This window comes from Pseudomonas sp. ITEM 17296, from assembly GCF_028895205.1.
Lineage (GTDB): Bacteria > Pseudomonadota > Gammaproteobacteria > Pseudomonadales > Pseudomonadaceae > Aquipseudomonas > Aquipseudomonas kermanshahensis.
Genome location: NZ_WJRS01000014.1, coordinates 75,197 through 101,747 on the forward strand (window position 1 = coordinate 75,197; position 26,551 = coordinate 101,747).

The 26,551-nt window shown below is 62.4% G+C and carries 25 protein-coding genes; 14 read left to right on the forward strand and 11 right to left on the reverse strand.

Annotation, left to right across the window (positions count from 1 at the left end; translation table 11 throughout):
* The first annotated feature begins 239 nt into the window (after window positions 1-239).
* Window positions 240-2,201 carry a choline transporter BetT gene (gene betT, locus GIB19_RS16710; RefSeq protein ID WP_172960398.1) on the forward strand — a complete coding sequence of 654 codons (1,962 nt, stop codon included), beginning with the start codon at window positions 240-242 and terminating at the stop codon, window positions 2,199-2,201.
* A gap of 114 nt (window positions 2,202-2,315) precedes the next feature.
* Here betT and tauD read toward each other — a convergent pair whose 3' ends face one another.
* From tauD to tauA, 4 genes are read right to left on the reverse strand one after another with little or no spacing between them, the layout of a single operon-like run.
* Complete coding sequence (gene tauD / locus GIB19_RS16715; protein ID WP_274887246.1) at window positions 2,316-3,149, reverse strand: taurine dioxygenase; 834 nt, start codon at window positions 3,147-3,149, stop codon at window positions 2,316-2,318.
* 45 nt (window positions 3,150-3,194) lie between these two features.
* The gene (gene tauC / locus GIB19_RS16720; protein WP_099428066.1) at window positions 3,195-4,034 is read right to left on the reverse strand and encodes a taurine ABC transporter permease TauC; all 840 of its coding nucleotides are present in this window, start codon (window positions 4,032-4,034) and stop codon (window positions 3,195-3,197) included.
* Window positions 4,031-4,819 (reverse strand): taurine ABC transporter ATP-binding subunit, encoded by a 789-nt coding sequence (tauB, locus tag GIB19_RS16725; RefSeq protein WP_099428067.1) that lies wholly within the window; start codon window positions 4,817-4,819, stop codon window positions 4,031-4,033. The genes tauC and tauB overlap by 4 nt, the downstream gene beginning before the upstream one ends.
* A gap of 13 nt (window positions 4,820-4,832) precedes the next feature.
* Entirely contained in the window at window positions 4,833-5,804 is a 972-nt protein-coding gene (tauA, locus tag GIB19_RS16730) for a taurine ABC transporter substrate-binding protein (protein WP_085273871.1), read from the reverse strand.
* Window positions 5,805-6,303: 499 nt separating this feature from the next.
* Between tauA and GIB19_RS16735 the strand changes: the two genes are divergently transcribed.
* The 8 genes from GIB19_RS16735 (at window position 6,304) to GIB19_RS16770 (ending at window position 13,405) form a co-directional block, all read left to right on the forward strand.
* The gene (locus GIB19_RS16735; RefSeq protein ID WP_274887247.1) at window positions 6,304-7,632 is read left to right on the forward strand and encodes an OprD family porin; all 1,329 of its coding nucleotides are present in this window, start codon (window positions 6,304-6,306) and stop codon (window positions 7,630-7,632) included.
* Window positions 7,633-7,797: 165 nt separating this feature from the next.
* A complete protein-coding gene (locus GIB19_RS16740; RefSeq protein ID WP_027595177.1) occupies window positions 7,798-8,436 on the forward strand; it encodes a peroxiredoxin in 639 nt (212 codons plus the stop codon).
* 229 nt (window positions 8,437-8,665) lie between these two features.
* A complete protein-coding gene (gene ssuE / locus GIB19_RS16745) occupies window positions 8,666-9,259 on the forward strand; it encodes an NADPH-dependent FMN reductase (RefSeq protein WP_027595178.1) in 594 nt (197 codons plus the stop codon).
* 94 nt (window positions 9,260-9,353) lie between these two features.
* Window positions 9,354-10,319: a sulfonate ABC transporter substrate-binding protein gene (locus GIB19_RS16750; protein WP_027595179.1), complete on the forward strand. Its 966-nt coding sequence runs from the start codon at window positions 9,354-9,356 to the stop codon at window positions 10,317-10,319.
* A 60-nt stretch (window positions 10,320-10,379) separates the two neighbouring features.
* Complete coding sequence (ssuD, locus tag GIB19_RS16755) at window positions 10,380-11,528, forward strand: FMNH2-dependent alkanesulfonate monooxygenase (RefSeq protein WP_099428069.1); 1,149 nt, start codon at window positions 10,380-10,382, stop codon at window positions 11,526-11,528.
* A 10-nt stretch (window positions 11,529-11,538) separates the two neighbouring features.
* Complete coding sequence (ssuC, locus tag GIB19_RS16760; RefSeq protein WP_027595181.1) at window positions 11,539-12,336, forward strand: aliphatic sulfonate ABC transporter permease SsuC; 798 nt, start codon at window positions 11,539-11,541, stop codon at window positions 12,334-12,336.
* Window positions 12,333-13,145 carry an aliphatic sulfonates ABC transporter ATP-binding protein gene (gene ssuB, locus GIB19_RS16765; protein WP_027595182.1) on the forward strand — a complete coding sequence of 271 codons (813 nt, stop codon included), beginning with the start codon at window positions 12,333-12,335 and terminating at the stop codon, window positions 13,143-13,145. Before ssuC ends, ssuB begins: the two co-directional genes overlap by 4 nt.
* A 44-nt stretch (window positions 13,146-13,189) precedes the next feature.
* Window positions 13,190-13,405, forward strand: coding sequence for a TOBE domain-containing protein (locus tag GIB19_RS16770; RefSeq protein ID WP_027595183.1), 216 nt, complete (start codon window positions 13,190-13,192; stop codon window positions 13,403-13,405).
* Between the two features lie 140 nt (window positions 13,406-13,545).
* Here GIB19_RS16770 and GIB19_RS16775 read toward each other — a convergent pair whose 3' ends face one another.
* The 4 genes from GIB19_RS16775 to GIB19_RS16790 form a co-directional block, all read right to left on the reverse strand.
* Entirely contained in the window at window positions 13,546-14,178 is a 633-nt protein-coding gene (locus GIB19_RS16775) for a TetR/AcrR family transcriptional regulator (protein WP_027595184.1), read from the reverse strand.
* Complete coding sequence (gene gshA, locus GIB19_RS16780) at window positions 14,178-15,755, reverse strand: glutamate--cysteine ligase (RefSeq protein ID WP_420832924.1); 1,578 nt, start codon at window positions 15,753-15,755, stop codon at window positions 14,178-14,180. Before gshA ends, GIB19_RS16775 begins: the two co-directional genes overlap by 1 nt.
* Before the next feature lie 153 nt (window positions 15,756-15,908).
* Window positions 15,909-16,292 (reverse strand): PaaI family thioesterase, encoded by a 384-nt coding sequence (locus tag GIB19_RS16785; protein WP_050580765.1) that lies wholly within the window; start codon window positions 16,290-16,292, stop codon window positions 15,909-15,911.
* The gene (locus tag GIB19_RS16790; RefSeq protein ID WP_274887248.1) at window positions 16,292-18,616 is read right to left on the reverse strand and encodes a Tex family protein; all 2,325 of its coding nucleotides are present in this window, start codon (window positions 18,614-18,616) and stop codon (window positions 16,292-16,294) included. The genes GIB19_RS16785 and GIB19_RS16790 overlap by 1 nt, the downstream gene beginning before the upstream one ends.
* Window positions 18,617-18,842: 226 nt before the next feature.
* Here GIB19_RS16790 and ompR point away from each other — a divergent pair, with 226 nt between their 5' ends.
* Together ompR and GIB19_RS16800 are read left to right on the forward strand one after the other, a co-directional pair.
* Complete coding sequence (gene ompR, locus GIB19_RS16795) at window positions 18,843-19,583, forward strand: osmolarity response regulator transcription factor OmpR (protein ID WP_085273867.1); 741 nt, start codon at window positions 18,843-18,845, stop codon at window positions 19,581-19,583.
* Window positions 19,584-19,596: 13 nt separating this feature from the next.
* Entirely contained in the window at window positions 19,597-20,910 is a 1,314-nt protein-coding gene (locus GIB19_RS16800; RefSeq protein ID WP_274887249.1) for an ATP-binding protein, read from the forward strand.
* Between the two features lie 116 nt (window positions 20,911-21,026).
* Here GIB19_RS16800 and rimK read toward each other — a convergent pair whose 3' ends face one another.
* Window positions 21,027-21,932 (reverse strand): 30S ribosomal protein S6--L-glutamate ligase, encoded by a 906-nt coding sequence (rimK, locus tag GIB19_RS16805; RefSeq protein WP_012316721.1) that lies wholly within the window; start codon window positions 21,930-21,932, stop codon window positions 21,027-21,029.
* Window positions 21,929-22,411: a retropepsin-like aspartic endopeptidase RimB gene (gene rimB, locus GIB19_RS16810; protein ID WP_027595189.1), complete on the reverse strand. Its 483-nt coding sequence runs from the start codon at window positions 22,409-22,411 to the stop codon at window positions 21,929-21,931. Before rimB ends, rimK begins: the two co-directional genes overlap by 4 nt.
* Before the next feature lie 109 nt (window positions 22,412-22,520).
* On the opposite strand from rimB, the gene GIB19_RS16815 reads away from it, so the two are divergent.
* Complete coding sequence (locus GIB19_RS16815; RefSeq protein ID WP_099428071.1) at window positions 22,521-22,922, forward strand: RNA-binding S4 domain-containing protein; 402 nt, start codon at window positions 22,521-22,523, stop codon at window positions 22,920-22,922.
* A 74-nt stretch (window positions 22,923-22,996) separates the two neighbouring features.
* Here the strand turns inward: GIB19_RS16815 and GIB19_RS16820 are convergent, their stop codons facing one another.
* Window positions 22,997-23,791, reverse strand: a complete 795-nt coding sequence (locus tag GIB19_RS16820; RefSeq protein ID WP_186681863.1) for a phosphatase PAP2 family protein — start codon at window positions 23,789-23,791, stop codon at window positions 22,997-22,999.
* A gap of 118 nt (window positions 23,792-23,909) precedes the next feature.
* Between GIB19_RS16820 and hslO the strand changes: the two genes are divergently transcribed.
* On the forward strand, window positions 23,910-24,809 hold the full coding sequence (gene hslO / locus GIB19_RS16825; RefSeq protein WP_027595192.1) for an Hsp33 family molecular chaperone HslO: 900 nt from the start codon (window positions 23,910-23,912) through the stop codon (window positions 24,807-24,809).
* Between the two features lie 179 nt (window positions 24,810-24,988).
* Window positions 24,989-26,530 (forward strand): phosphoenolpyruvate carboxykinase, encoded by a 1,542-nt coding sequence (locus tag GIB19_RS16830; RefSeq protein WP_274887252.1) that lies wholly within the window; start codon window positions 24,989-24,991, stop codon window positions 26,528-26,530.
* Window positions 26,531-26,551 lie beyond the last annotated feature (21 nt).

Consider the following 26,551-nt stretch of genomic DNA (forward strand, 5'->3'; position numbering starts at 1 on the left):
GCTGTACCGGCCCTTTCGCGGGCCGGTTCAGGCATGCACCGATCAGCACCCCGGTTCGCATCAAATCCCGATCCATGGTTAACTTGAACGCTTGTTCAATGAAAAAACGCTGGTCCGCTGCCGGTGTTCAACAGGAGGATTCCTTTGCTGAACCCGTTCATTTCGAACCTTACGTCACGTGACGAGGTGCATGCCCGATGAGTGCACCGACCCCCACCCTTGCCAACGGCAAGATGCGCATGAACCCTCCGGTGTTCTATTTCGCGGCAAGTTTCATCCTCATCTTCGGCCTCATCGTCATCACCAATCCGCAAGCCGCAGGCGACTGGTTGCTGGCGGCGCAGAACTGGGCGGCCAACACGGTCGGCTGGTACTACATGCTGGCGATGACGCTGTACCTGGTCTTCGTGGTGGTCACCGCCTTGTCCGGCTACGGCAAGATCAAGCTCGGTGCCGACCACGACGAACCCGAGTTCAGCTACTTGTCCTGGGCCGGCATGCTGTTTGCCGCCGGCATCAGCATCACGCTGTTCTTCTTCTGCGTGTCCGAACCGCTGACCCACATGCTGCAGCCGCCCCAAGGCGAAGCAGGCACGGCAGAGGCCGGGCGCCAGGCCATGCAGATCCTGTTCCTGCACTGGGGCCTGCATGGCTGGGGCGTGTTTGCCTTCGTCGGCATGGCGCTGGCCTACTTCGCCTACCGGCATAACCTGCCGCTGGCCTTGCGTTCGGCGTTGTACCCCCTGATCGGCAAGCGCATCAACGGGCCGATTGGTTACGCGGTGGATGGCTTCGGCATCATTGCCACGGTGTTCGGCCTGGGCGCCGACATGGGCTTTGGCGTGTTGCACCTGAACGCCGGCCTGGATTACCTGTTCGGGATCAGCCACAGCCAGTGGGTGCAGGTCGCGCTGATCACCCTGATGATGGGCGCGGCGGTGGCCGTAGCGGTCGCCGGGGTTGAGAAAGGCGTGCGGGTGATGAGCGACATCAACCTGTTCCTGGCCTGCGCGCTGTTGCTGTTCGTGCTGTTTGCCGGCCCTACCCAGCACCTGTTCAACACGCTTATCCAGAACCTGGGTGACTACCTCGGCGCCTTGCCCCGCAAGAGCTTCGACGTCTATGCCTATGGCGAAAACCGCGACTGGCTGGGCGGCTGGACGGTGTTCTACTGGGCCTGGTGGATTGCCTGGGCGCCGTTCGTGGGCTTGTTCATTGCGCGTATTTCGCGCGGGCGCACCATCCGCGAATTCGTCTTCGGCGTGTTGTTGATTCCCCTGGGCTTCACCCTGGCGTGGATGTCGATCTTCGGCAACAGCGCGTTGGACCAGGTCATCAACCATGGCATGACCGCGCTTGGTCAATCGGCGCTGGATAACCCGTCGATGAGCCTGTACCTGCTGCTGGAGACCTACCCCTGGAGCAAGGTGGTCATCGCGACCACGGTGTTTATCAGCTTCGTGTTCTTCGTCACCTCGGCCGACTCGGGCACTGTGGTGCTGTCGACTTTGTCGGCCAAGGGTGGTGACCCGGATGAAGACGGGCCTAACTGGCTGCGGATTTTCTGGGGCGCGATGACCGCGCTGATCACCAGTGCATTGCTGTTCGCCGGTAGCATCGATTCGCTGAAGTCGGCGGTGGTGCTGACCTCGCTGCCGTTCTCGCTGATCCTGCTGTGCATGATGTGGGGGCTGCACAAGGCGTTCTACCTGGAGTCCCAGCGGCAGATTGCGCAGATGCATTCGCTGGCGCCGTTCGCTCAGTCGCGTCGCGGGCGCGGCGGCTGGCGCCAGCGCCTGAGCCAGGCCGTGCACTTTCCGTCACGCGATGAGGTGTACCGCTTCATGGACGATGTGGTGCGCCCGGCGATTGCCGATGTGCGTGAGGTGTTCGAGCAGAAGGGCCTGGTGCTGATTACCCAGGACGACCCGAGCCACGACAACGTCAGCTTGAAAGTGGGCCATGGCGAGGAGCAACCCTTCATCTACCAGGTGCAGATGCGCGGCTATTTCACGCCGTCGTTTGCGCTGGGTGGGCTGGGTGCTCAGGAGTTGAAGAACCGCCGTTATTACCGGGCGGAGGTGCACCTGAGCGAGGGCAGCCAGAACTACGACCTGGTGGGCTACAGCAAGGAGCAGATCATCAACGACATCCTCGACCAGTACGAGCGGCATATGCAGTACTTGCACTTGGTCCGCTAGACCGCTGGGGCCGCTTTGCGGCCCTTTCGCAGCACAAGGCTGCTCCTACAGGATGTGCGATCCCCTGTAGGAGCAGCCTTGTGCTGCGAATGGAGGCTAACGGCCTCCCGCGGTTCAAAACGGCGCATCCCCCAAAATCGTCGCCCGATGCATCACCCGCCGATTCGGCCGGTAATCATCCACCGCAAAATGCTGGGTCACGCGGTTGTCCCAGAACGCCACATCATTTTCCTGCCACCGCCAGCGAATGCTGAACTCAGGCCTGGTCGCATGGGCGAACAGCAGCTTGAGCAATGCGTCGCTCTCATACTCGTTCAACTCATTGATGCGCGTGGTGAACCCTTCGTTGACGAACAGCGCCTTGCGCCCGCTGACCGGGTGCGTACGGATCACTGGGTGTGACAGCGGCGGGTTGTTGCGCCGGGTCGCTTCCCAGCGCGCCAGGTCTTCTGGCGTGGTGCCAAAACGCTCGAGCGGGAACGACTTGGTGAAGTCATGGGTGGCCGTCAGCCCGTCAAGCATCTCGCGCAGGGGGGCCGACAAGGCTTCGAGGGCGGCAATGCCACTGGCCCACAGGGTGTCGCCGCCATACGCCGGCAATTGCTTGGCGCTGAGCACCGCACCCAACGCCGGGGTCGGCAGGAAGGTCACGTCGGTGTGCCAGACGGCATTGTCGCGCACGTCGGTGACCGCCGTGTCGAGCACCAGCACCTGCGGGGTTTCCGGCACGTTGGGGTAGATCGGGTGGATGTGCAGGTCACCAAAGCGGGCCGCAAAGCGGGCTTGCTGGTCTGGGTTGATCGGTTGATCGCGGAAGAACAGCACCTGGTGCTTGAGCAGCGCTTGCTCGATGGCGTCGCGCTGCTCGGTGGTGATGTCGCGGCTGATGTCCACGCCGCTGATCTGGGCGCCGAGCGCCGGGCTGAGAGGGGTGAGGGTCAGGCTCATGTCGGTCTCGATCTGTTTTTACTAGGCGCCGAAATGCCGGCGTGGTCAGTGACTTTGCCCGTGCCAGGGCACCAGCTTGCGTTGCAGCGCGCGCAGGCTCATTTCCAACGCGAAGGCGATCAGGGCGATCAGCAGAATGCCCAGCACCACCACGTCAGTGACCAGGAACTGCGCCGCCGACTGCACCATGAAGCCCAGGCCGCTGGTGGCGGCGATCAATTCTGCGGCGACCAGGGTCGACCAGCCGACCCCAAGGCCGATGCGGATGCCGGTGAGGATGTCGGGCAAGGCGCTGGGCAGGATCACGTGGCGGATCAGTTGCGCCTTGGTCGCCCCCAGCGATTGCGCGGCGCGCAGTTTGGCCGGGTCGACGGTGCGTACGCCGGTGGCGGTGGCGATGGCAATCGGGGCGAAGATCGCCAGGTAAATCAGCAATACTTTCGACAGCTCGCCGATGCCGCACCAGATGACGATGAGCGGCAGATAGGCCAGAGGCGGAATAGGGCGGTAGAACTCGATCAGCGGGTCGAGAATGCCCCGCGCCACACGGTTGTAACCGATGGCGATGCCGACCGGGATGGCGGTCAGGGTGGCGGCGACCAGCGCCAGGCCGATACGGCCCAGGCTTGCCCCCAGGTGCTGCCACAGGCTGGCATCCATGTAGCCCTGGGTCAGTAGGGTCCAGGCCCTGGCCAGGATATCGCCGGGCGCCGGCAGGAACAGCGGCTCGATCCAGCCGGCGGCCGTCACCAGCCACCAGGCCAGCAGCAGGCTGGCCAGGGTCAGGGTGCTGATCCAGCGGGTAGCAAGCGGGCGGCGTGCCTTTTCAGCAGGCCGGGTGTGGGCGTCGCGTTTGCCGGTAACCGGCAGATCCAGGCTGCTCATGCGCGCTCCTGCAGGCTTTGGCGTTGGGAGAAGACCCGCGCCAGCACATGCTCGCGGGTTTCGATGAAGCGTGGGTCGGACTTGATCGCCCGGGCCGGCTCGCCCGCCGCGTAGCGTTGGCCGAAGTCCAACTGCAGGCGCTCGACCACACGCCCCGGGTTGGGCGCCAGCAGCACCAGCTCGCTGGCGAGGAACACGGCTTCTTCAATGTCGTGGGTAATCAGGAACACAGGCTTTGCGGTGCGCTGCCAAACCTGCAGCAGCAGCTCTTGCATCTGCTCGCGGGTGAACGCGTCGAGCGCGCCGAACGGCTCGTCCATCAGCAGTACCCGTGGGTCGGCCGCCAGCGCGCGGGCCAGGCCGACACGCTGCTTCTGGCCACCGGACAATTGCCATATGCGCCGCTCGGCAAACCCTTCCAGGTCGACCAAGGCCAGCATCTCGCGGGCCTTGGCCTCACGCTGGGCGCGCGGTACGCCGGCCAGCTCAAGGCCAAAGGCGACGTTGCCCAGCACGTTCTGCCAGGGCAGCAAGGCATCGTCTTGGAACACCACACCGCGTTCGGCGCTGGGGCCGTTGACCGGTGCACCGTCAAGGGTGATGCGGCCGCCGCTGGGGGCGACGAAGCCGGCGATCAGGTTGAGCAGCGACGTCTTGCCGCTGCCGGATGGCCCGAGGGCCACCAGCAGCTGGCGTGGCCCCAGGCTCAGGTTGATGTCGGCCAGCACCGGGGTGCTGGCGCCAAGGTACTGTGCGCTGATGCGCTCCAGTTCAAGCAAGGCCATGACGGGCTCCGGATCAGTTTGGAAGGAACTTGGCGCTGACGTACGGCGAGTAGTCCGGCAGCACCGCGTCGACCTTGCCTTGTTGCTTGAGGAAGGTGGCTGTGTCAGTCAGCGCTTGGGTGGTCGGTGCACCCAGGGCGTTGGCCTGGTCGGCGGCCAATGGGTAGACGTTGCCTTCCAGCAGCACCGGGATATCGCTGGCCTTGGCGCCGGACAGCTTGACCAGCTTGGCCACGTTGTCCTTGTTGGCCAGCCAGGCTTGCGGGTCTTTGCGGTAGTCGGCGTAGGCGTCGAGGGTGACCTTGGCGAACGCCTTGACCACGTCAGGGTGCTTGTCGGCGAAGTCCTTGCGCACGATCCAGGCGTCGAAGGTCGGTGCGCCTTTTTCGGCCAGTTCACCGGAGGTGATCAGCACCTTGCCGTTTTCCTTGGCCACGCCCAGGGCGGGGTCCCAGACGTAGGTCGCGTCGATGTCACCGCGTTTCCAGGCGGCAATGATCGCCGGTGGCGCGAGGTTGAGGATCTGTACCTTGGACGGGTCGATGTTCCAGGCCTTGAGCGCCGCCAGCAGGCTGTAGTGGCCGGTGGAAACGAAAGGCACGGCTACTTTCTTGCCGATCAGGTCTTGCGGCGTCTTGATGCTGTCGCGCGCCACCAGTGCTTCGCCCGCGCCGATCTGGGTGGCGATCAGGAAGGTCTCGACCGGCAGTTTGCGTGTTGCCGCAGCGGCCAGCGGGCTGGAACCGAGGTAGCCGATCTGCACGTCACCGCTGGCCACAGCCGTGATCACATCGGCGCCGTTGTCGAATTTGCGCCAGTCGATACTGGCCTTGCTGGCTTTTTCGTAGTCGCCATCGACCTGGGCCACTTTGGCCGGGTCAACGGTGGTCTGGTAGGCCACCGTCAGGTCGGCGGCCTGGGCCAACCAGCTGGTGCCGGCGAGGGTCAGGGCGGCGAACAGGCGCAGCGGAGCGTGCGGGATCATGGTTGAACCTCTCGTCAGGCAATCGATGTGATGGATGGCGAGAAGACTAAATGATCTAAGAAATCTAAAATAAATAACTTTTTAGAATTAGCTTAGGAGCCAAATGCTTTAAGCCGCGCGCCGTTGATGTCGCGCAATGGCGAAATCCGACAGGGCTGCTAGGCTTTTCCGTCCCTTAGAACAGTATGGAATTAGGTTATGAGCAAACGTTTGCAAATAACCTGAAGTTATGAATGACTGTGCCGTTTACAACAAATGGCAGTAAAGGTTCCTAACATATTCCGGAAAAATCTTACAAATTCATAAAACGGTCATTTTGGATTTATAGGATTGTCATTATCCTGTAGCGCAGGTGGCGTCTTAGACCAAAGTCGCGAAACGTTTAGAAACGATTGACTTCATGGTCACGCTTTGGGACTAAATCGCCAATCCACGGTGAGCGGGGCAGCAGACCCCGCCTCCAGAGATACACAAGAATTAGAACGTAGAGGAGCAAAACATGTACAAGTCCAGCCTGGCTCTGGCCGTGGCACTGGGGGTTCTCGCCCAACAAGCAGGCGCTGCCGGTTTCGTTGAAGACAGCAAACTGTCGCTCAGCTCGCGCACCATGTACTTCAACAACGACAACCGTGACGGCGGTGCTGACAACCGCGAGTCTGGCCAGGGCTTCAAGCTCGACTACCTGTCCGGTTTCACCGAAGGTACCGTTGGCTTCGGCGTCGATGTTCAGGCCCTGTGGGGTATTCACCTGGATGGCGGCCGCGGCAAGCACCCTGACAGCAGCAGCTTCTTCCCGAGCGATACCGACGGGTCTGCTGTAAGCCAGTGGGCGCGTGTAGGCGGTAACGCCAAGGCTCGCTTCTCGAAGACCGAAGCCCACTTCGGTAGCGCCCTGGCGCCGAACCTGCCGATCCTGGTGGCCAACGATGGCCGTCTGCTGCCGCAGACCTTCGAGGGTGGCACCATCCAGTCGAAGGAAATCGACAACCTGACCGTCAACGCCGGTCAGCTGACCCACGCCATGGGCCGTGCTTCGAGCAACCGTACCGGCCTGTCCGTGGCGGGCGCTACCCAGGACAGCAACAAGTTCCGCTACGGCGGCCTGGACTACAAGCTCACCCCAGACCTGACCCTGCAGTACTACTACTCGAACCTGGAAGACTTCTACAAGCAGCACTTCCTGGGCGCGACCCACGTGTTCAAGATTGCTGACGACCAGTCGTTCAAGACTGACCTGCGCTACTTCGATAGCAGCAGCGATGGCAAGAACGGTGAAGCTGGCTACCGCTTCAGCAACAACGGTGGCTATGCCAAGAACCTCGGCGAGGTCGACAACAAGACCTGGTCCGCCATGTTCACCTACACCCTGGGCGGCCATGCGCTGATGCTCGGCCACCAGCGCGTCAACGATGACGGTGGTTTTGTCTGGCTCAACCAAGGCAACGTCGTTGATGGCAATGGCCGCAACGAAGGCGCTGGTGGTTCCAGCTTCTACCTGTTCACCGACAGCATGATCAACCAGTTCGCCAAGGCCGGTGAAAACACCACCTTCGGTCAGTACTCGTATGACTTTGCGCGTCTGGGCGTGCCAGGCCTGAAAGCTTCGGTCTCCTACCTGAAAGGTGAAGACGGCAAGAACGCCAACGGCAACGGTACCTTCAGCGAATGGGAACGTGACGCCCGCGTCGACTACGTCATCCAGGAAGGCACCCTCAAGGGCCTGGGCGCGAGCCTGCGTCACGGTGTCTACCGTGGCACTGGCACCAGCTCGCTGGCTGACCAGGATCAGACCCGTCTGATCTTCAACTACACTTACAACTTCCTGTAAGCCGTAGCTGAACCAGAAGCCTCGCCTAGTGCGAGGCTTTTTTATGTCTGCAATTCGGTATGCTCTGTGGTTATAAATAAATCAGTATTTATTCTTTTTGTTTTTAACTGAATGCAGGCACATTGAACCCCACAAGGCCAGAACACAGCACAGGAGCCGCACCCCATGAGCCTCAAACTCGGCGACATCGCCCCCGATTTCGAACAGGATTCCAGTGAAGGCAAGATCCGCTTCCACGAGTGGCTCGGCAACAGTTGGGGTGTGCTGTTTTCCCACCCGGCCGACTTTACCCCGGTGTGCACCACCGAACTGGGCCTGACCGCCAAGCTCAAAGACGACTTCGCCCAGCGCGGCGTCAAGGCCATCGCGCTGTCGGTGGACCCGGTCGACTCGCACCACAAGTGGATCGATGACATCAACGAGACCCAGAACACCGTGGTCAACTTCCCGATCATCGCCGACGCCGACCGCAAGGTGTCCGACCTGTACGACCTGATTCACCCGAACGCGAACGACACCTTGACCGTGCGCTCGCTGTTCGTCATCGACCCAAACAAGAAGGTGCGCCTGACCATTACCTATCCGGCCAGTACCGGGCGCAACTTCAACGAGATTTTGCGGGTAATCGACTCGCTGCAGCTGACCGACAACTACAAGGTCGCCACGCCAGGTAACTGGCAGGACGGTGACGACGTAGTGATCGTGCCTTCGCTCAAAGACGAGGAGGAGATCAAGCAGCGTTTCCCCAAAGGGTATCGGGCGGTGAAGCCTTATCTGCGCCTGACGCCGCAACCTAATCGTTAAAGGATCCACGTTGCATTGCTCTTAGCCATAGCAGGGATTTCGGGCCGTTTCGACGGCCCTTTTTTATGCCTGAAGGAACGGTGTTGGCTTCTTCGCGGGTAAACCCGCTCCCACAGAGACCGTATTGGGGAATAGATAAAAAACGAATAAACAAATGAAAAAATATGATTTCTAGATATATGAACGGGCTGTTAATGTCACTCCCAACAGAACACAAGGAAGCGCTCCAATGCTGGTCGTCTCAATCGGTGGTAGCCCTGGTACCCGTTCACGCTCCGGCGTGTTGCTCGAGCGCTCGCGCCAGTGGCTGCAGCACCGTGGCGTCGAAGTGGTGACCTTCCAGGTACGTGACTTCCCCGCCGAGGACCTGCTCCATGCGCGCTTCGACAGCCCGCAGGTGCAGCACTTCCAGCAACTGGTGGCCCAGGCCGATGGCCTGATCGTCGCCACCCCGGTGTACAAGGCATCGTTCGCCGGCGCGCTGAAAACATTGCTCGACCTGCTGCCCGAGCGCGCCCTGGAGCACAAGGTCGTGCTGCCCATCGCTACCGGCGGCAGCATCGCCCACATGCTGGCGGTGGATTACGCGTTAAAACCGGTGCTGTCGGCACTCAAGGCGCAAGAGACCCTGCAAGGGATCTTCGCCGACGACAGCCAGGTCGCCTACGCAGAAGGCGCCAAGGCGGCACAGCTGGCACCTGCTCTGGATGAGCGCCTGCAGGACTCGCTGGAAACCTTCCACGTTGCCCTGGCCCGTCGGCCGCGCCCCGTGGCCCCCGGCGTACTCAACGAACGCCTGATCAGTGCCCGCTGGAGCATCTGACCCGGTTCAACGGCTTTATCGCGTCATCCACCTTACTCGCCCGTCAACGAGGCAAGCAGGTGCAACCCGAACCCCATTCGCACAGGAGAGCGCCATGCGCACAGTCTTCTTGCGTCGTGGTCTGGTCGCCCTGTTTGCGGCGGCTGTGTCCTTCGGCGCCATCACCCAAGCCCAGGCCGAGAGCCTGCGCATCGGTTATCAGAAATACGGCACCCTGGTGCTGCTCAAGGCCAAAGGCACGCTGGAGAAGCGCCTGGCCGAGCAGGGCGTGCAGGTGCAGTGGACCGAATTCCCCGGTGGCCCGCAGTTGCTCGAAGGCCTGAACGTCGGCTCCATCGACTTCGGCGTCACCGGCGAAACGCCGCCGGTATTCGCTCAGGCTGCCGGCGCCGACCTGCTCTACGTGGCCTACGAGCCACCGGCGCCGCACAGCGAAGCGATCCTGGTGCCGAAGGGCTCGTCGATCCAGTCGGTGAAAGACCTCAAAGGCAAGAAAGTCGTCCTCAACAAGGGCTCCAACGTCCACTACCTGCTGGTGCGTGCCCTGGAAGATGCAGGCCTCAAATACAGCGACATTCAACCGGTCTACCTGCCACCAGCCGATGCCCGCGCGGCATTCGAGCGTGGCAGCGTCGATGCTTGGGTGATCTGGGACCCGTACCAGGCCGCCGCCGAGAAACAGCTGCAGGCACGTACCCTGCGTGACGGCAAAGGCCTGGTCGACAACCATCAGTTCTATCTCGCCACCCGTGACTATGCCACCCAGCACCCTGCCGTGATCAGCACCTTGATCGATGAAGTGCGTGCCGTGGGCGAGTGGTCCCAGGCCAACCCGCAGGAGGTCACCGATCAGGTCGCGCCCCTGCTTGGGCTGCCTGCCGACATCACCCTGACCTCGGTCAAGCGCCAAGGCTACGGCGCTGCGCCGCTCACCCCTGAGGTGGTGGCCGCACAACAGAAGATCGCCGACACGTTCCAGGCGCTGAAGCTTATTCCCAAGCCGCTGAGCATCAAGGACGTGATCTGGACACCCCCGGCCAAGGTCGCCAGTGCGCCTTGATTGAATTGCCTGCGCCGGGGCGTTGCTCCGGCTTGAGCCACCCTTGAGGAGACAACTCCAATGAGCCTTAACATTTTCTGGTTTCTTCCCACACACGGTGACGGCAAGTACCTGGGCACCTCCGATGGCGCCCGTGCAGTCGATCACGGCTACCTGCAGCAAATTGCCCAGGCTGCCGACCGCCTTGGTTTTGGTGGGGTGCTGATCCCTACCGGGCGTTCCTGCGAGGATTCCTGGCTGGTGGCTGCGTCGTTGATCCCTGTCACCCAGCGCCTGAAGTTTCTGGTTGCTCTGCGCCCCGGCATCATTTCGCCGACCGTGGCGGCGCGCCAGGCCGCGACCCTGGACCGCCTGTCCAACGGCCGTGCGCTGTTCAACCTGGTCACCGGTGGCGACCCGGACGAACTGGCCGGTGACGGCCTGCACCTGAGCCACGAAGAGCGCTACGAAGCCTCGGTCGAGTTCACCCGTATCTGGCGCAAGGTGCTGGAAGGCGAAAACGTCGACTACGACGGCAAGCACATCCAGGTGAAGGGCGCCAAACTGCTCTATCCGCCAGTTCAGCAACCGCGTCCGCCGCTGTACTTCGGCGGCTCGTCCGAAGCCGCGCAAGACCTGGCGGCCGAGCAGGTCGAGCTGTACCTGACCTGGGGCGAGCCACCGGCCGCTGTTGCCGAAAAAATAGCCCAGGTGCGCGAAAAGGCGGCCGCCCAAGGCCGCGAAGTGCGCTTCGGTATCCGCCTGCACGTGATCGTGCGTGAAACCAATGAAGAAGCCTGGGCCGCCGCTGACCGCCTGATCTCGCACCTGGACGACGAAACCATCGCCCGTGCCCAGGCCTCGCTGGCGCGTTTCGACTCGGTCGGCCAGCAGCGCATGGCTGCCCTGCACGGCGGCAACCGCGACAACCTGGAAGTCAGCCCCAACCTGTGGGCGGGTGTCGGCCTGGTACGCGGCGGCGCCGGTACCGCGCTGGTCGGCGATGGCCCTACCGTGGCTGCGCGGGTCAAGGAATACGCCGAGCTGGGCATCGATACCTTCATCTTCTCGGGTTATCCACACCTTGAAGAGTCCTACCGCGTTGCCGAGCTGCTATTCCCGCACCTCGACGTACAGCGCCCGGAACAACCGAAAAGTACCGGTTACGTGAGCCCGTTCGGCGAGATGGTGGCCAACGATATCCTGCCCAAGTCCGTGTCGCAGAGCTGAGGGCCGGGCCATGAGTCGTGCAACTTCTTCTACCTTGGCCCAGCGCCTGGCCCCATGGGCACTGCCGGTACTGCTGCTGGCGGCCTGGCAGCTGGCGGTCAGCGCGGGCTGGCTGTCGACCCGCATCCTGCCAGCGCCGAGCGCGGTGGTCAGCGCGGGTGTCGAGCTGGTGCGCAGCGGCGAGATCTGGACCCACCTGGCCATCAGTGGCTGGCGTGCCGGGCTGGGCTTCGTCATCGGCGGCAGCATCGGCCTGGCGCTGGGCTTTATCACTGGCCTGTCGAACTGGGGCGAACGCCTGCTCGACAGCTCGGTGCAGATGATCCGCAACGTGCCTCACCTGGCGCTGATCCCACTGGTGATCCTGTGGTTCGGTATCGATGAGTCGGCAAAGATTTTTTTGGTCGCCCTGGGTACGTTGTTCCCGATCTACCTCAACACCTACCACGGTATCCGCAACGTTGACCCGGCCCTGGTGGAGATGGCGCGCAGCTATGGCCTGTCCGGTTTCGGCCTGTTCCGTCAGGTGATCCTGCCAGGTGCATTGCCCTCGATCCTGGTGGGCGTGCGCTTCGCCCTGGGCTTCATGTGGCTGACCCTGATCGTGGCAGAAACCATCTCGGCGAATGCCGGTATCGGTTACCTGGCGATGAACGCCCGTGAGTTCCTGCAGACCGACGTGGTGGTCTTGGCCATCGTCCTGTACGCCGTGCTTGGCAAGCTCGCTGACCTCGCCGCCCGCGGCCTGGAACGTGTCTGGCTGCGCTGGCACCCGGCCTATCAAGTGGCCAAGAAGGAGGGCGCATGACCGTGCTCAAGGAACAGCCGCCACGCCTGCTGCGTGGCATCCCCCTGGCATCCAACGGCCTGCGTAAAACCTTTGGCCAGCGTGAAGTGCTCAAAGGCATCGACCTGCACATCCCGGCCGGCCAGTTCGTCGCCATCGTTGGCCGCAGCGGCTGCGGCAAGAGCACTTTGCTGCGTTTGCTGGCCGGCCTCGACCAGCCCAGCGCCGGTGAATTGCTGGCCGGTGCCGCACCCTTGGCCGAAGCCCGCGAAGAAACCCGGCTGATGTTCCAGGACGCGCGCCTGTTGCCGTGGAAGAAGGTGATCGACAACGTCGGCCTGGGCTTGTCTGGCAACTGGCGGCCACGTGCGCTGGATGCGCTGGAAGCAGTCGGCCTGGCCGACCGCGCCAACGAGTGGCCGGCAGCACTCTCCGGTGGCCAGAAGCAACGGGTGGCCCTGGCGCGGGCACTGATTCATCAGCCGCGTCTGCTGTTGCTGGACGAGCCGCTGGGTGCCCTGGATGCATTGACCCGTATCGAAATGCAGCAATTGATCGAACGCCTCTGGCGTCAGCACGGGTTCACCGTGTTGCTGGTTACCCACGATGTCAGCGAGGCGGTTGCCGTGGCGGACCGGGTGATCTTGATCGAAGACGGCGAGGTCGGGCTCGACCTCACTGTCGATCTGGCACGGCCAAGGTCGCGTGGTTCGCACCGTTTGGCGGCGCTGGAAAGCGAAGTGCTCAACCGTGTTCTGTCGGCCCCGGGCACTGCGCCTGAGCCGGATCCTGTAGCCCCTTTGCCCACGCAACTGCGTTGGGCGCACTGAATGACTCACTTACCCGACTGAAGCCAAAGAGAAGGAATCAAGCCATGACTATCAAAGCCATCAACGTTCGCAACCAGTTCAAAGGCACCGTGAAAGAAATCCTCGAAGGCCCGGTACTGTCGGAAATCGACGTGCAGACCGCCTCCGGCGTTGTCACCTCGGTGATCACCACCCGCTCCGTGCGTGAGCTGGAGCTGCAGGTGGGCAGTGAAGTGATTGCCTTTGTGAAGTCGACAGAAGTGTCCATCGCCAAGCTGTGATTCTGGTGTTGAAGGGGGCTGCTCTGCAGCCCTTCGCGGGCAAGCCCGCTCCTACAGGAGATCGAATTCCCATCAGGAGATCGAATCCCATGTGGGAGCGGGCTGGTCCCGCGAAGGGCCGCAAAGCGGCCCCAACCATTTCAACCCAAACGCTTAGCCAGAAACGGCGGCAAGTAAAGCCCCAGATACGCCTCGAACACTCGCTTGCCTTCCTCGGCCATACGCGCCGTGATCTGTTCATGCAACTGCACCGACCGCGCATACACCCGGTCGCTCAGCTCCATGGCCAGGGCAAACACATCCACATCCGCAGGCATCACCGGCAAGTGAAAATGCTGGTCGAACAGCTTGTACATCAGGTCGCCCAGCTCCATGTCGTGCTGCCGGTCAGCTTGCACCACTTCGCTCAGGCCATGCTGCGCCAGGATCAACTGACGCGCCGCGGCATCCCCGTTGTAGATATCCAGCATGCGTTGCTCGATCAACCGTGACAGTTCATGCCAGGTCGTCAGCGTACTGCTGTCGATCGGTGCACTCAGCGCCTCGCGAAACGCCCGGTGCACGTCGGCGGTCAACGCCTCCAGCAGGGCTGGGACGCTGGCGAAGAAGTGGTACACCGACGAAGGGGGTATCTGCGCCCGCTCGGCCACGCTGTAGATCGACAACCCCGCCACCCCCAGCTCGGCAAGCAGCTCGCGCGCGGCCGCCAGGATCGTCTCGATCCTGGCCTGGCTGCTGGCGCGCGGCTTGCGCGGGGAGGCGGTGCGGCTCATCAGTTGCTGATCGCCAGGATGCTGGCCTGGTAGGCGCCGACGAACAGGTCGAAGTCGCCGACTTCGGTCTGCTCAAGCTCGGCCTGTTTGGCCAGCGACTCGCGGGCGAGCGTTTCGAAGGCCTGCTGGCGTTCGCTGCTTAGCGGTTGCTCGCGGAAGCGCTCGGCGTGAACGCGGCTCTGGCGCAGCGAGAACTGGACAAAACTTTCGTCATGTTCGGTCATGCGTGCCAGGACTTGGGCCGATGGGGTCAGCGAGGCGTCGTCGACCTTGGCCTGTTGCTCCTGCAGGGCGTTGGCATGTGCGTCGCCGCCGTGGGCGCGGTCGAGCAGCTCGGCCAGTTGGCCAATGCGAGTGATCAACTCGGTAGCCCAGGTTTTCAGCGCGATGGGCTGACCATCACGGTGTAGTTCCAAGCCTGGGCGACGGCCTTCTTTGACTACGGTCAGGAAGTTGCTGGTGCACTGGCCACACTCGCCGTTGTCCAGTTGCGGGCTTTCTTCGAGCGCACAGAACAGCAGGAAGGCATCGAGGAAACGCGCTTCGGTCAGGTCGATCCCGACCGGCAGGAACGGGTTGATGTCCAGGCAGCGCACTTCGACGTACTGCACGCCACGGGACGTCAGCGCCTGGATCGGCCGCTCGCCGGTGTAGGTGACACGCTTGGGGCGGATGTTCGAGTAGTACTCGTTCTCGATTTGCAGGATGTTGGTGTTCAACTGCACCCACTCGCCATCCACGTGCGTACCGACCTCGACGTAAGGCGGGTAGGGCGTGCCCACCGCCTTGCGCAGGCTGTCGGTGTAGCTGGCCAGGTTGTTGTAGCACGGCGTGAGGCCGGCCTGGGCGTTGCTCTGGTAACCCAGGTCGCTCATGCGCAGGCTGGTGGCGTAGGGCAGGAACAACGTTTCGGCATCGAGTTCTTCGAGCTGGTGCGGGCGGCCACGCAGGAAGCCTTTGTCCAGGGTCGGCGAAGCGCCGAACAGGTACATCAAAAGCCAGCTGTAGCGGCGGAAGTTGCGGATCAGCGCGATGTAGGCCGACGACTGATAATCGCGCGCCTCTTCTGCGCTGCCTTCGCTTGCGCGCAGCAATGGCCACAACGCTTCAGGCAGCGAGAAGTTGTAATGGATACCGGCGATGCATTGCATGGTGCGGCCATAGCGCAGGGCCAGGCCTTTGCGGTACACGTGCTTGAGCTTGCCGATGTTCGAGCTGCCGTATTCGGCAATCGGGATGTCTTCCTCGGCCGGCAACGCGCAGGGCATCGACGGGCTCCACAGGTATTCGCTACCCAGCTTGGTGTAGACGAAGCGGTGGATCTCGTCGAGGTTCTCGAGCACCTGGGCCGGGTCCGCCAGGGCCGGGGTGATGAACTCCAGCAGCGACTCGGAATAATCGGTGGTGATCTGCTCGTTGGTCAGCGCCGAACCCAAGGCCTCAGGGTGCGGGGTCTGGGCCAGGCGACCTTCATCGGTCACGCGCAGGCATTCTCGCTCAATACCGTGCAGGCACTGCTTGAGCAGGGGGAGATTTGCGCCGAGCAGGCTCAGGCGGCGGTTGAGGAGTTCGCTCAAGATGTATTCCTTCACGCGTCAGTCGCCCCAATATGGGGGTAGAGATAACGGTCTACAAGGGTAGGAAGAAAGGAACTGGCGTTGTCGCCTGGTTTACGCGGTTCCAGCAGTGCCAGCGCACAGCTGAAAATACCGCAGATACAGCTTGGTGAGCTAGAGAACCGCGAAGGTTCCTTGCGCTTTGGCCACCAGTTTGTCGCCTTGAACTACGTCGGCGTCGACCACCAGCGTGCGCCGCCCGGCGTGCAGCACACGGGCCGTGCACAGCACCTCGCCATCACTGACCGCGCGCATGTAGTTGATCTTGCATTCGATGGTCACGCTCTGCTGGTCGAAGCCATGGCTGGCCGAGCAGGCCAGGCCCATGGCGATGTCCACCAGGCTGAAGATCGCCCCACCGTGCAGTTTCTGGCCACGGTTGCGCAGTTGCGGCTCGAGCGCCAGGGCCACTTCGGCAACGCCTGTGTCCAGGCGTTGCAGGCGGCAGCCAAGCAGTTGGCTGAAGGCGCTTTCGACGTATTCGCGCGGGACGTCCATCACTTCTTCTTCAGCTGCTTGGCGTTGGCGAACAACGACGCCATGGCATTGTTGGCCGGGGCGGCAGTGGCGGTTTCACGCTGGCGCGGGGCCTGCTGCTGGCGATTGCCGCCGTTGCCACGGCCGCCGCCACGGTTGCCTTCGACCTTCTCGCCCGGGGTATCGCCCATGCGCATGGACAGCCCGACACGCTTACGCGGGATGTCCACTTCCATGACCTTGACCTTGACCACGTCGCCGGCCTTGACCGCTTCACGCGGGTCTTTGATGAACTTCTCGGACAATGCCGAGATGTGCACCAGGCCGTCCTGGTGCACGCCGATGTCGACGAAGGCACCGAAGTTGGTGACGTTGGTGACCACGCCTTCCAGGATCATGCCAGGCTCCAGGTCCTTGAGGTCTTCGACGCCGTCCTGGAAGGTGGCGGTCTTGAACTCAGGGCGTGGGTCGCGGCCGGGCTTGTCCAGCTCTTGCAGGATGTCGGTAACGGTCGGCAGGCCGAAGGACTCGTCGGTGAACTTCTTCGGGTCCAGGCGCTTGAGGAAGCTGCTGTCGCCGATCAGCGAGCGGATGTCGCGGTCGGTGCCAGCGGCGATGCGCTGCACCAGCGGGTAGGCCTCAGGGTGCACGGCGGAGGCGTCCAGCGGGTTGTCGCCGTTCATCACGCGCAGGAAGCCGGCGGCTTGTTCGAAGGTTTTCTCACCGAGGCGGCTGACCTTTTTCAGCGCTGCACGGGTCGCGAACGGGCCGTTGGCATCGCGGTGGGCGACGATGTTCTGTGCCAGCGTGGCGTTGAGGCCGGAGATGCGGGTCAGCAGCGCCACCGAGGCCGTGTTCACGTCCACGCCCACGGCGTTCACGCAGTCCTCGACCACGGCGTCCAGGCCACGCGCCAGCTTCAGCTGGGACACGTCGTGCTGGTACTGGCCGACACCGATGGATTTCGGGTCGATCTTCACCAGCTCTGCCAGTGGGTCCTGCAGGCGACGGGCAATCGACACGGCGCCGCGGATCGATACGTCCAGGTCCGGGAACTCGCGCGCGGCCAGTTCCGATGCCGAGTACACCGACGCACCGGCCTCGGAGACCATGATCTTGGTGATTTTCAGGGCTGGGTATTTTTTGACCAGTTCGGCCACCAGCTTGTCGCTTTCGCGGCTGGCGGTGCCATTGCCGATGGCGATCAGTTCCACCGAGTGCTTGGCGCACAGTGCGGCCATGATGGAAATGGTGCGGTCCCAGTCGTTTTTCGGCGCGTGCGGGTAGACCGTCGTGTAGTCCAGCAGTTTGCCGGTGGCGTCGACCACGGCGATCTTGCAACCGGTGCGCAGGCCTGGGTCGAAGCCCAAGGTGGCGCGCGGGCCAGCCGGGGCGGCCAGCAGCAGGTCGTGCAGGTTGTGGGCGAACACGTTGATCGCCTCGCTTTCGGCGTTGTCGCGCAGTTCGCCGAACAGGTCGGTTTCCAGGTGGGTGTACAGCTTGACCTTCCAGGTCCAGCGCACCACTTCACCTAGCCACTTGTCGGCCGGCCGGCTGCGGTTTTCAACGCCGACGTGGTTGCCGATCATCACTTCGCACGGGTGCAGGGTGCCAGGCAGTTCTTCACCGACTTTGAGCGAGGCGCTCAGGATGCCTTCGTTGCGCCCGCGGAAAATCGCCAGGGCACGGTGCGACGGGGCGTTGCGCATCAGTTCGTCATGGGCGAAGTAGTCGCGGAACTTGGCGCCTTCTTCTTCCTTGCCAGCCACCACGCGGGCGCTGAGCACCGACTCCTGCTTGAGGAAGTTGCGCAGCTTGTCGAGCAGGGCGGCGTCTTCGGCGAAGCGCTCCATGAGGATGTATTTCGCGCCTTCCAGCGCCGCCTTGACATCGGCCACGCCCTTTTCGGCGTCGACGAAGCGGGCCGCTTCGGTTTCCGGGGTCAGTTGCGGGTCGTTGAACAAGCCGTCGGCCAGCTCGCCGAGGCCGGCTTCCAGGGCGATCTGGCCCTTGGTGCGGCGCTTTTGCTTGTACGGCAGGTAAAGGTCTTCGAGGCGGGTCTTGGTGTCGGCCAGCTTGATCTCGCGGGCCAGTTCCGGGGTCAGCTTGCCCTGTTCCTCGATGCTGGACAGGATGCTGGCGCGGCGCTCATCGAGTTCGCGCAGGTAGCGCAGGCGCTCTTCCAGGTGGCGCAGTTGGGTGTCGTCCAGGCTGCCGGTCACTTCCTTGCGGTAACGGGCGATGAAGGGCACGGTCGAGCCTTCGTCCAACAGGCCCACGGCCGCTTCGACCTGTTGTGGGCGTACGCCCAGTTCCTCGGCGATACGGCTGTTGATGCTGTCCATGTAAACCACCTGACAATTGTGAATACGGGGCCGCGCGCGGGTTTGCAGCCCGACGGCACTGGATGAAAGCCGCGCATTATACCCATCGTGACCGGCTTGCGGTGATGGCGCCAAGCCAGCCTGAACGGCCCGGAACTGGCGCCGGGGGAAAAATCTGCTAACAATGCTCACGGCACGCGTTGCAATGGCTACGCCATAATGCGCGGCGATACCAGAGGAGTAATTCATGACCGGCACTGCAAACACCGCTGAAGGTGACAAGATTCTCATCGTCGACGACGATCCGGGGCTGAGCAGCCTGCTGGAGCGTTTCTTCACCAGCAAGGGCTACCGTGCCCGTGCGGTGCCCAACACCGAACAGATGGACCGCCTGCTCGCGCGGGAGGTGTTCAACCTGGTGGTGCTCGACCTGATGCTGCCGGGCGAAGACGGCCTGTCCGCCTGCAAGCGGTTGCGCCAGTCGAACAACCAGATCCCGATCATCATGCTCACCGCCAAAGGCGACGAGCTCAGCCGCATCAAAGGGCTGGAGCTGGGCGCTGACGACTACCTGGGCAAACCCTTCAACCCGGACGAACTGATGGCCCGGGTCAAGGCCGTGCTGCGCCGCCAGGCGCCGAGCGTCCCGGGTGCCCCGGGCAGCGAGGACGAATCGGTCACCTTCGGTGATTACGAGCTGTCGCTGGCCACCCGCGAGCTTAAACGCGGCGACGAAGTGCACATGCTCACCACCGGTGAGTTCGCCGTGCTCAAGGCGCTGGTCATGCATGCGCGTGAACCGCTGACCCGCGACAAACTGATGAACCTGGCCCGTGGCCGCGAGTGGGATGCCCTGGAGCGTTCCATCGACGTGCAGATCTCGCGCCTGCGCCGCATGATCGAGCCCGACCCGTCCAAGCCACGGTACATCCAGACGGTCTGGGGCGTAGGGTACGTCTTCGTGCCGGACGGAAACGCCGGCAAATGATGCCGCGTCGTCCATGAGAACGCCGTTGTGGTTTCCGCAAAGTTTCTTCGCCCGCACGCTGTGGCTGGTGCTGATCGTCGTCCTGTTTTCCAAGGCGCTGACCCTCGTTTACCTGTTGATGAACGAGGATGTGCTGGTCGACCGTCAGTACAGCCACGGTGTGGCATTGACCTTGCGCGCCTATTGGGCTGCCGATGAAGAGAACCGTGACAAGATCGCCGAAGCCGCAGGCCTGATCCGGGTGACCGGCTCGGGTGTGCCGGAAGGCGAGCAGCACTGGCCTTACAGCGAGATCTACCAGCGCCAGATGCAGGCCGAGCTGGGGGATGACACTGAAGTACGCCTGCGCATCCATGCGCCACCGGCGTTGTGGGTCAATGCGCCGAGCCTCGGCCCTGGCTGGCTCAAAGTGCCGCTGTATCCGCACCCGTTGCGTGGGCAGAAGATCTGGAACGTGCTTGGCTGGTTCCTGGCCATCGGCCTGTTGTCCACCGCCTCTGCCTGGATTTTCGTGCGCCAGCTGAACCAGCCGCTCAAGCGCCTGGTATTCGCCGCCCGGCAACTGGGCCAGGGGCGCAGCGTGCGCTTGCCAATCAGCGATACGCCCAGTGAGATGACCGAGGTGTACCGCGCGTTCAACCAGATGGCTGAGGATGTCGAGCAGGCCGGGCGTGAACGCGAGTTGATGCTGGCAGGGGTTTCCCACGATTTGCGTACACCGCTGACGCGGCTGCGCCTGTCGCTTTCGCTGCTGGACAGTGACAACGAGCTTAGCGATGACATGGTCCGCGATATCGAGGACATGGACGCGATTCTGGACCAGTTTCTGGCGTTCATTCGCGATGGCCGTGACGAGCCGGTGGAAGAGGTCGACCTGGCCGACCTGGTGCGCGAAGTGGTGGCCCCGTACAACCAGCCCGAAGAACGTGTACGGCTGTGCCTGGAGCCGATTCCGCCGTTCCCGCTGCGCCGGGTTTCGCTCAAGCGCATGTTGGGCAACCTGATCGGCAACGCCCTGCACCATGCCGGCAAGGGCGTGGAAGTGGCGGCCTATGTGTCCGGCGACGAGAGCGCGCCTTACGTGGTGCTCAGCGTGCTGGACCGGGGGACGGGGATCGACGAGTCGGAGCTGGAGACGATCTTCAACCCGTTCATTCGCGGTGACCGTGCCCGTGGAGGCAAGGGCACCGGGTTGGGCCTGGCGATCGTCAAACGCATCGCGGCCCAGCATGGCGGGAATGTCGAGTTGCGCAACCGGTCGGGTGGCGGGATCGAGGCGCGGGTCAGGTTGCCGTTGGGGCTTTTGCTGCCGCGTAATGCGGTGTGATTGTTAGGGCCGCTTTGCGGCCCATTCGCAGCACAAGGCTGCTCCTACAAGGCTTACGCGGTCCCTTGTAAGAGCAGCCTTGTGCTGCGAATGGGCTGCAAAGCAGCCCCAACATTTCAGCCCTTACCCTTGGTCCGAGTCTGATTCGGCCCGCCATTCTTCTCCAGGTGCTCGATGATCATCCCGGCCACGTTCTTGCCGGTGGTCACTTCAATCCCTTCCAACCCCGGCGACGAATTCACCTCCATCACCAACGGCCCATGGTTGGAACGCAGGATATCCACCCCCGCCACGCTCAGCCCCATCACCTTGGCGGCACGAATGGCGGTAATCCGCTCTTCCGGCGTGATCTTGATCAGGCTGGCGACACCCCCCCGATGCAGGTTGGAGCGAAACTCGCCGGGCTTGGCCTGACGCTTCATCGAGGCAATCACCTTGTCACCCACCACAAAGCAGCGAATGTCGGCCCCGCCGGCCTCCTTGATGTATTCCTGCACCATGATGTTCTGCTTCAGGCCCATGAACGCCTCAATCACCGACTCTGCAGCTTGAGTTGTTTCGCACAGCACCACGCCAATGCCCTGGGTACCTTCCAGCACCTTGATCACCAGGGGCGCGCCGTTGACCATCTGGATCAGGTCCGGGATGTCGTCAGGTGAGTGGGCGAAACCGGTGATCGGCAGGCCGATGCCACGGCGCGACAGCAACTGCAACGAGCGCAGCTTGTCACGCGAGCGGGCAATGGCCACCGACTCGTTGAGCGGGTAGACGCCCATCATTTCGAACTGGCGCAGCACCGCGCAGCCATAGAACGTCACCGAGGCACCGATGCGCGGGATCACCGCATCGAACCCTTCCAGTGGCTTGCCGCGATAGTGGATCTGCGGCTTGTGGCTGGCGATATTCATGTAGGCCCGCAGGGTATCGATCACCACCATTTCGTGGCCACGCTGGGTACCGGCTTCGACCAGGCGGCGGGTGGAATACAGACGCGGATTGCGCGACAGCACAGCGATCTTCATGCAGCACCTGTGACAGGGGAAAGGGTGGCCGGAAAGGCCGGTTTGTCTTGTACGTACTTCAGGCCAGGGTTGACCACCAAGTGGCCGTGAATAAGTGCCTTGGAACCCAGCAGCAGGCGGTAGCGCATCTCTTTGCGACAGGCCAGGGTGAACTCGACTTCCCACACGCTATCGCCCAGCGCCAGCGATGTGCGAATCACATAGCGGGTCTGGGCGTGGCCATTGGAGCTCTTGATGGTCTTCATGGTCACCAGTGGCGCTTCGCAACGTCGGTGGCGCAACTGCACCACCGAACCCAGGTGCGCAGTAAATCGGACCCACGGCTGGCCGTCACGTTCGAACTGTTCCACCTCGGTGGCGTGCAGGCTGGACGTACTGGCGCCGGTGTCGATCTTGGCGCGCAGCCCGGCGACGCCAAGGTCGGGGAGGGCTACCCACTCGCGCAGGCCGATCACAGTCAAATGGTCAAATGTCTTCACGAAGCGCACCCAGGGGATAAGGTGGTGAACTGTAAGCACGGCGTGGACTTTTTGCATCCGCAAGATACGGTAGTACAGTTCGATTAAAGACAGAATTCGAGGTAACGGGATGGCACACAAGGCGGAAGAAGACGACAAGGTTCGCCTGGACAAATGGCTATGGGCGGCGCGGTTCTACAAGACTCGGGCGCTGGCCAAGGCGGCCATCGAAAGTGGCAAGGTGCATTGCCGGGGCGAACGCTGCAAGCCGGGCAAGGAACCGAGGGTAGGGGATGAGTTTGTCCTGCGCACCGGGTTTGACGAGCGCACAGTGGTGGTCAAGGCGCTGTCGGTGGTCAGGCGCGGGGCGCCCGAAGCGCAGGCGCTGTATGCAGAAACCGAAGAGAGTGTGCGCCGCCGCGAACAGGCTGCTGAAATGCGCAAGGCCGGGGCGATGGGGGTGACCACCGATGGCCGGCCAAACAAGAAGCAGCGCCGACAGATTCACCAACTGCACGGTAGCTTTGAATAGCTAGGCCCCTAAGGCAGCGCGATCGAGGTAGGAGCTGGCTTGCCTGCGAATGGGCCGCAAAGCGGCCCCCGCTGTTAGCGAACCACCGCCAATCTACCGACCAACGGTAACCTGCCTGCCAAGGCAAACAACGGCGCGGTCCAGCGCATCAACGCCGCACTGCCTTTGGCCGCCAGAGGCGTATAGCAACTCCACCCCAACGCCAGCACCGCCATCAGCAACCCGCCGATGTAGTCGTCCTGGCCCCAATGGGCGCCCGCCACCAAGCGTGGCAGCATGAACACCAGCGCCAGCCCCCAGACCACCAGGTAGTGCACCAGGCGACGGCTGAACACGCTCATGAACAACGCCCAGACCAGCAGCACCGAGGCGTGATCGCCCGGGAAACTCTTGCTGGAGCGGTCCTTGAGTTCCCAGGCCGCTTCCAGGTTCGGGTAATAGTCACTGAGGTGCACGACGTCATCGAAGATCATCGACGGGCTCTTGTGTTGCCACCCCGCAGCATCCACCCACTTGGAAAACAGCGCGCGAATCACCACTAATAGGATCAGGGTCACCAGAAAGCCGAAAAACGCCTCACGCACCTGGCAGGCTTTGAACACCCAGTTGCCACGGATCAGCACCGCCAGAAGGATCAGCCCGACCACGATGTCGAACGGGCGCAGGCTGCCAAGGGTCCAGATGTAGCGCCAGGTGGTGTTGTCGGCCAGCGGCGCATTGAGGCTGTGGAACAGCCACTCGTCGAAAGTCAGGCACAGGATCTGGCCAAAAGGCCATAACCAGAAACACAGTAGAGCGATGGGCAGCAGTGTGCAGGCTGCCAAGGGCCCGAAGGACCACCTTGCTTGGAACAGTGGTCGATTGTCCATAAGATACCTCTATTGCCAACAGGAATCGGAGCGCCTTGTGAGCGCTCTGCCACGGGCTTCGCAGTATTTCGAAACGCCGTGTAACCATTTTGTCATCATTTTTAGATAGCCAGAACCTATGAGCGAATTGCCGGATACCGATTTCACCCAACGTTTCCTCTTCGACGACCGCGATATCCGCGGTGAGTGGGTGGGGCTCGACCGCAGCTATGCCGAAGTGCTGGCGCGTCACCCGTACCCCCAACCCGTGGCCGCACTGCTCGGCGAATTGATGGCCGCCACCGCATTGCTGGTGGGTGCCCTGAAGTTCGACGGCCTGCTGATCCTGCAGGCGCGTTCTCAGGGGCCGATCCCGCTGCTGATGGTGGAATGCTCGGGCGAGCGCGAAATTCGCGGCGTGGCCCGTTATGAAGCCGATCAGATTCCTGCCGACGCGACCTTGGCGCAGCTGATGCCCGACGGCCATCTGACGCTGACCATCGACCCAGTCAACGGCCAGCGCTACCAGGGGACCGTGGACCTGGACGGTGCCAACCTGTCGGAGTGCTTCACCAATTACTTCGTTCAGTCGCAACAGCTCAACACCCGTTTCTGGCTCGATGCCAAAGATGGCAAGGCCCGCGGCCTGCTGTTGCAGCAATTGCCACGTGATCGCCAGCCGGACGACGAAGAGCGCGAGGACAGCTGGCAGCACGTTGTAGCTCTGGCCAAGACACTCAAGCCTGAAGAGTGGCAAGAAGACAACGAAACCTTGCTGCACCGTCTGTACCACGAAGACGCCGTGCGCCTGTTCGACATCGAACCCCTGCGTTTCCACTGCAGTTGCTCGCGCGAGCGCTCCGGCAATGCGCTGGTCAGCCTCGGCGAGCACGACGCCAAGCAGTTGGTCGAGGAGTGTGGTGGCAAGGTGGAGATCGATTGCCAGTTCTGCAACGAGCGCTATTTCTTCGATGCAAGCGATGTGGCGCAACTGTTTGCGGGTGGCGGCACGGACACGGCCTCAGAAACTCGCCACTGAAACGATTAATTGCAGGGAAATCTCCTGTCTAATTGCGCAAAAGCGCGGTTACGACAGGAGGGGCCTACTTTTTTTGGGCTTTTCTGGCATAATCCGGCCACTTTTTTCGCTGTAGTAGTTTTTTACAGACAACTACAAAACGTTTGGAGCACTCGGCCTCGGGCCGGATGGGGTATCTCATGACGCAAGCCAACAACACCGTGTACACCGACCTGAGCGTCGATGAGCTGGTAAAAGAAGCGCTGCAACGCGGTGAAGGCGTACTAGCCGATACCGGCGCACTGGTCGTTGAGACTGGGCACCGTACTGGCCGTTCGCCGGCTGACCGTTTCATCGTCGAAGAACCTTCCACCCAGGATGCCATTTCCTGGGGCCCGATCAACCGCAAGTTCCCGGCCGACAAGTTCGATGCCCTGTGGGACCGCGTCGAGGCGTTCAACAACGCCCAGGATCACTTCGTTTCCTACGTTCACGTAGGGGCGGCCGCCGAGCACTACCTGCCGGTGAAGATGACCACCCAGACTGCCTGGCAGAACCTGTTCGGCCGTTGCCTGTTCATCAACCCTGAACAGTTCAACCCGGCTGGCCGTGACCAGTGGCAAGTGCTCAACGTTGCCAACTTCGTGTGCGAGCCTGAGCGTGACGGCACCAACTCCGACGGCTGCGTGATCATCAACTTCGCCGCGAAGAAGGTGCTGATCGCTGGCATGCGTTACGCCGGTGAAATGAAGAAAGCCATGTTCTCGGTGCAGAACTTCTTGCTGCCGGCCGCTGACGTGCTGCCAATGCACTGCGCTGCCAACATCGGCGAAGAAGGCGATGTGACCCTGTTCTTCGGCCTGTCCGGCACCGGCAAGACCACCCTGTCGGCCGACGAAAGCCGTTACCTGATCGGTGACGACGAGCACGGTTGGGGCGAAGGCGTTGTCTTCAACATGGAAGGTGGCTGCTACGCCAAGTGCATCGACCTGTCCGAGAAGAACGAGCCGGTCATCTGGAAAGCCATCAAGCATGGCGCAGTGCTGGAAAACGTCGTACTCGACGCCAACAATCACGCCGACTACACCGACGTCAGCCTGACCCAGAACAGCCGTGCGGCCTACCCGCTGGAGCACGTTGCCAAGCGTTCCGAAGCGAACCTGGGTGGCGAGCCTAACGCGGTCATCTTCCTGACCTGCGACCTGACTGGCGTTCTGCCTCCGGTTTCGATCCTGAACAACGAACAGGCTGCTTACCACTTCCTGTCCGGTTACACCGCGCTGGTCGGTTCCACCGAAATGGGTTCGGGCGGCGGCATCAAGTCGACCTTCTCCACCTGCTTCGGCGCGCCGTTCTTCCCGCGTCCGGCTGGCGAGTACGCTGAGCTGCTGATCAAGCGCATCAACGGCTTCAACTCCAAGGTTTACCTGGTCAACACCGGCTGGACCGGCGGTGGCTACGGCGTTGGCAAGCGTTTCAGCATTCCGACCACCCGTGCTGTGATCGCTGCGATCCAGAGCGGTGCACTGGTGGGCGCCGAAACCGAGCACTTGGACATCATCAACCTGGACGTGCCAAAGGCCGTTCCGGGCGTCGACACCGAGCTGCTCAACCCGCGCACCAACTGGGCTGACAAAGCCGCTTACGACGAAGCGGCCAAAGGCCTGGCCAAGCTGTTCATCGAAAACTTCAAGAAATTCGAAGTTTCCGACGCGATCAAGGCTGCTGGTCCACAGCTGTAAGCTGCTAGCAGTTGCAACGAC

Coding starts and splice junctions, on each gene's coding strand:
- tauD (WP_274887246.1), bottom strand. CDS start 3,149: ATGAGCCTGACCCTCACCCCTCTCAGCCCGGCGCTCGGCGCCCAGATC.
- GIB19_RS16820 (WP_186681863.1), bottom strand. CDS start 23,791: ATGGACAATCGACCACTGTTCCAAGCAAGGTGGTCCTTCGGGCCCTTG.
- GIB19_RS16815 (WP_099428071.1), top strand. CDS start 22,521: ATGGCACACAAGGCGGAAGAAGACGACAAGGTTCGCCTGGACAAATGG.
- betT (WP_172960398.1), top strand. CDS start 240: ATGAACCCTCCGGTGTTCTATTTCGCGGCAAGTTTCATCCTCATCTTC.
- GIB19_RS16800 (WP_274887249.1), top strand. CDS start 19,597: ATGAGAACGCCGTTGTGGTTTCCGCAAAGTTTCTTCGCCCGCACGCTG.
- tauB (WP_099428067.1), bottom strand. CDS start 4,819: ATGGCCTTGCTTGAACTGGAGCGCATCAGCGCACAGTACCTTGGCGCC.
- GIB19_RS16740 (WP_027595177.1), top strand. CDS start 7,798: ATGAGCCTCAAACTCGGCGACATCGCCCCCGATTTCGAACAGGATTCC.
- ompR (WP_085273867.1), top strand. CDS start 18,843: ATGACCGGCACTGCAAACACCGCTGAAGGTGACAAGATTCTCATCGTC.
- hslO (WP_027595192.1), top strand. CDS start 23,910: ATGAGCGAATTGCCGGATACCGATTTCACCCAACGTTTCCTCTTCGAC.
- GIB19_RS16775 (WP_027595184.1), bottom strand. CDS start 14,178: ATGAGCCGCACCGCCTCCCCGCGCAAGCCGCGCGCCAGCAGCCAGGCC.
- GIB19_RS16770 (WP_027595183.1), top strand. CDS start 13,190: ATGACTATCAAAGCCATCAACGTTCGCAACCAGTTCAAAGGCACCGTG.
- ssuC (WP_027595181.1), top strand. CDS start 11,539: ATGAGTCGTGCAACTTCTTCTACCTTGGCCCAGCGCCTGGCCCCATGG.
- tauA (WP_085273871.1), bottom strand. CDS start 5,804: ATGATCCCGCACGCTCCGCTGCGCCTGTTCGCCGCCCTGACCCTCGCC.
- rimK (WP_012316721.1), bottom strand. CDS start 21,932: ATGAAGATCGCTGTGCTGTCGCGCAATCCGCGTCTGTATTCCACCCGC.
- GIB19_RS16750 (WP_027595179.1), top strand. CDS start 9,354: ATGCGCACAGTCTTCTTGCGTCGTGGTCTGGTCGCCCTGTTTGCGGCG.
- GIB19_RS16790 (WP_274887248.1), bottom strand. CDS start 18,616: ATGGACAGCATCAACAGCCGTATCGCCGAGGAACTGGGCGTACGCCCA.
- GIB19_RS16830 (WP_274887252.1), top strand. CDS start 24,989: ATGACGCAAGCCAACAACACCGTGTACACCGACCTGAGCGTCGATGAG.
- GIB19_RS16785 (WP_050580765.1), bottom strand. CDS start 16,292: ATGGACGTCCCGCGCGAATACGTCGAAAGCGCCTTCAGCCAACTGCTT.
- ssuB (WP_027595182.1), top strand. CDS start 12,333: ATGACCGTGCTCAAGGAACAGCCGCCACGCCTGCTGCGTGGCATCCCC.
- ssuE (WP_027595178.1), top strand. CDS start 8,666: ATGCTGGTCGTCTCAATCGGTGGTAGCCCTGGTACCCGTTCACGCTCC.
- tauC (WP_099428066.1), bottom strand. CDS start 4,034: ATGAGCAGCCTGGATCTGCCGGTTACCGGCAAACGCGACGCCCACACC.
- ssuD (WP_099428069.1), top strand. CDS start 10,380: ATGAGCCTTAACATTTTCTGGTTTCTTCCCACACACGGTGACGGCAAG.
- GIB19_RS16735 (WP_274887247.1), top strand. CDS start 6,304: ATGTACAAGTCCAGCCTGGCTCTGGCCGTGGCACTGGGGGTTCTCGCC.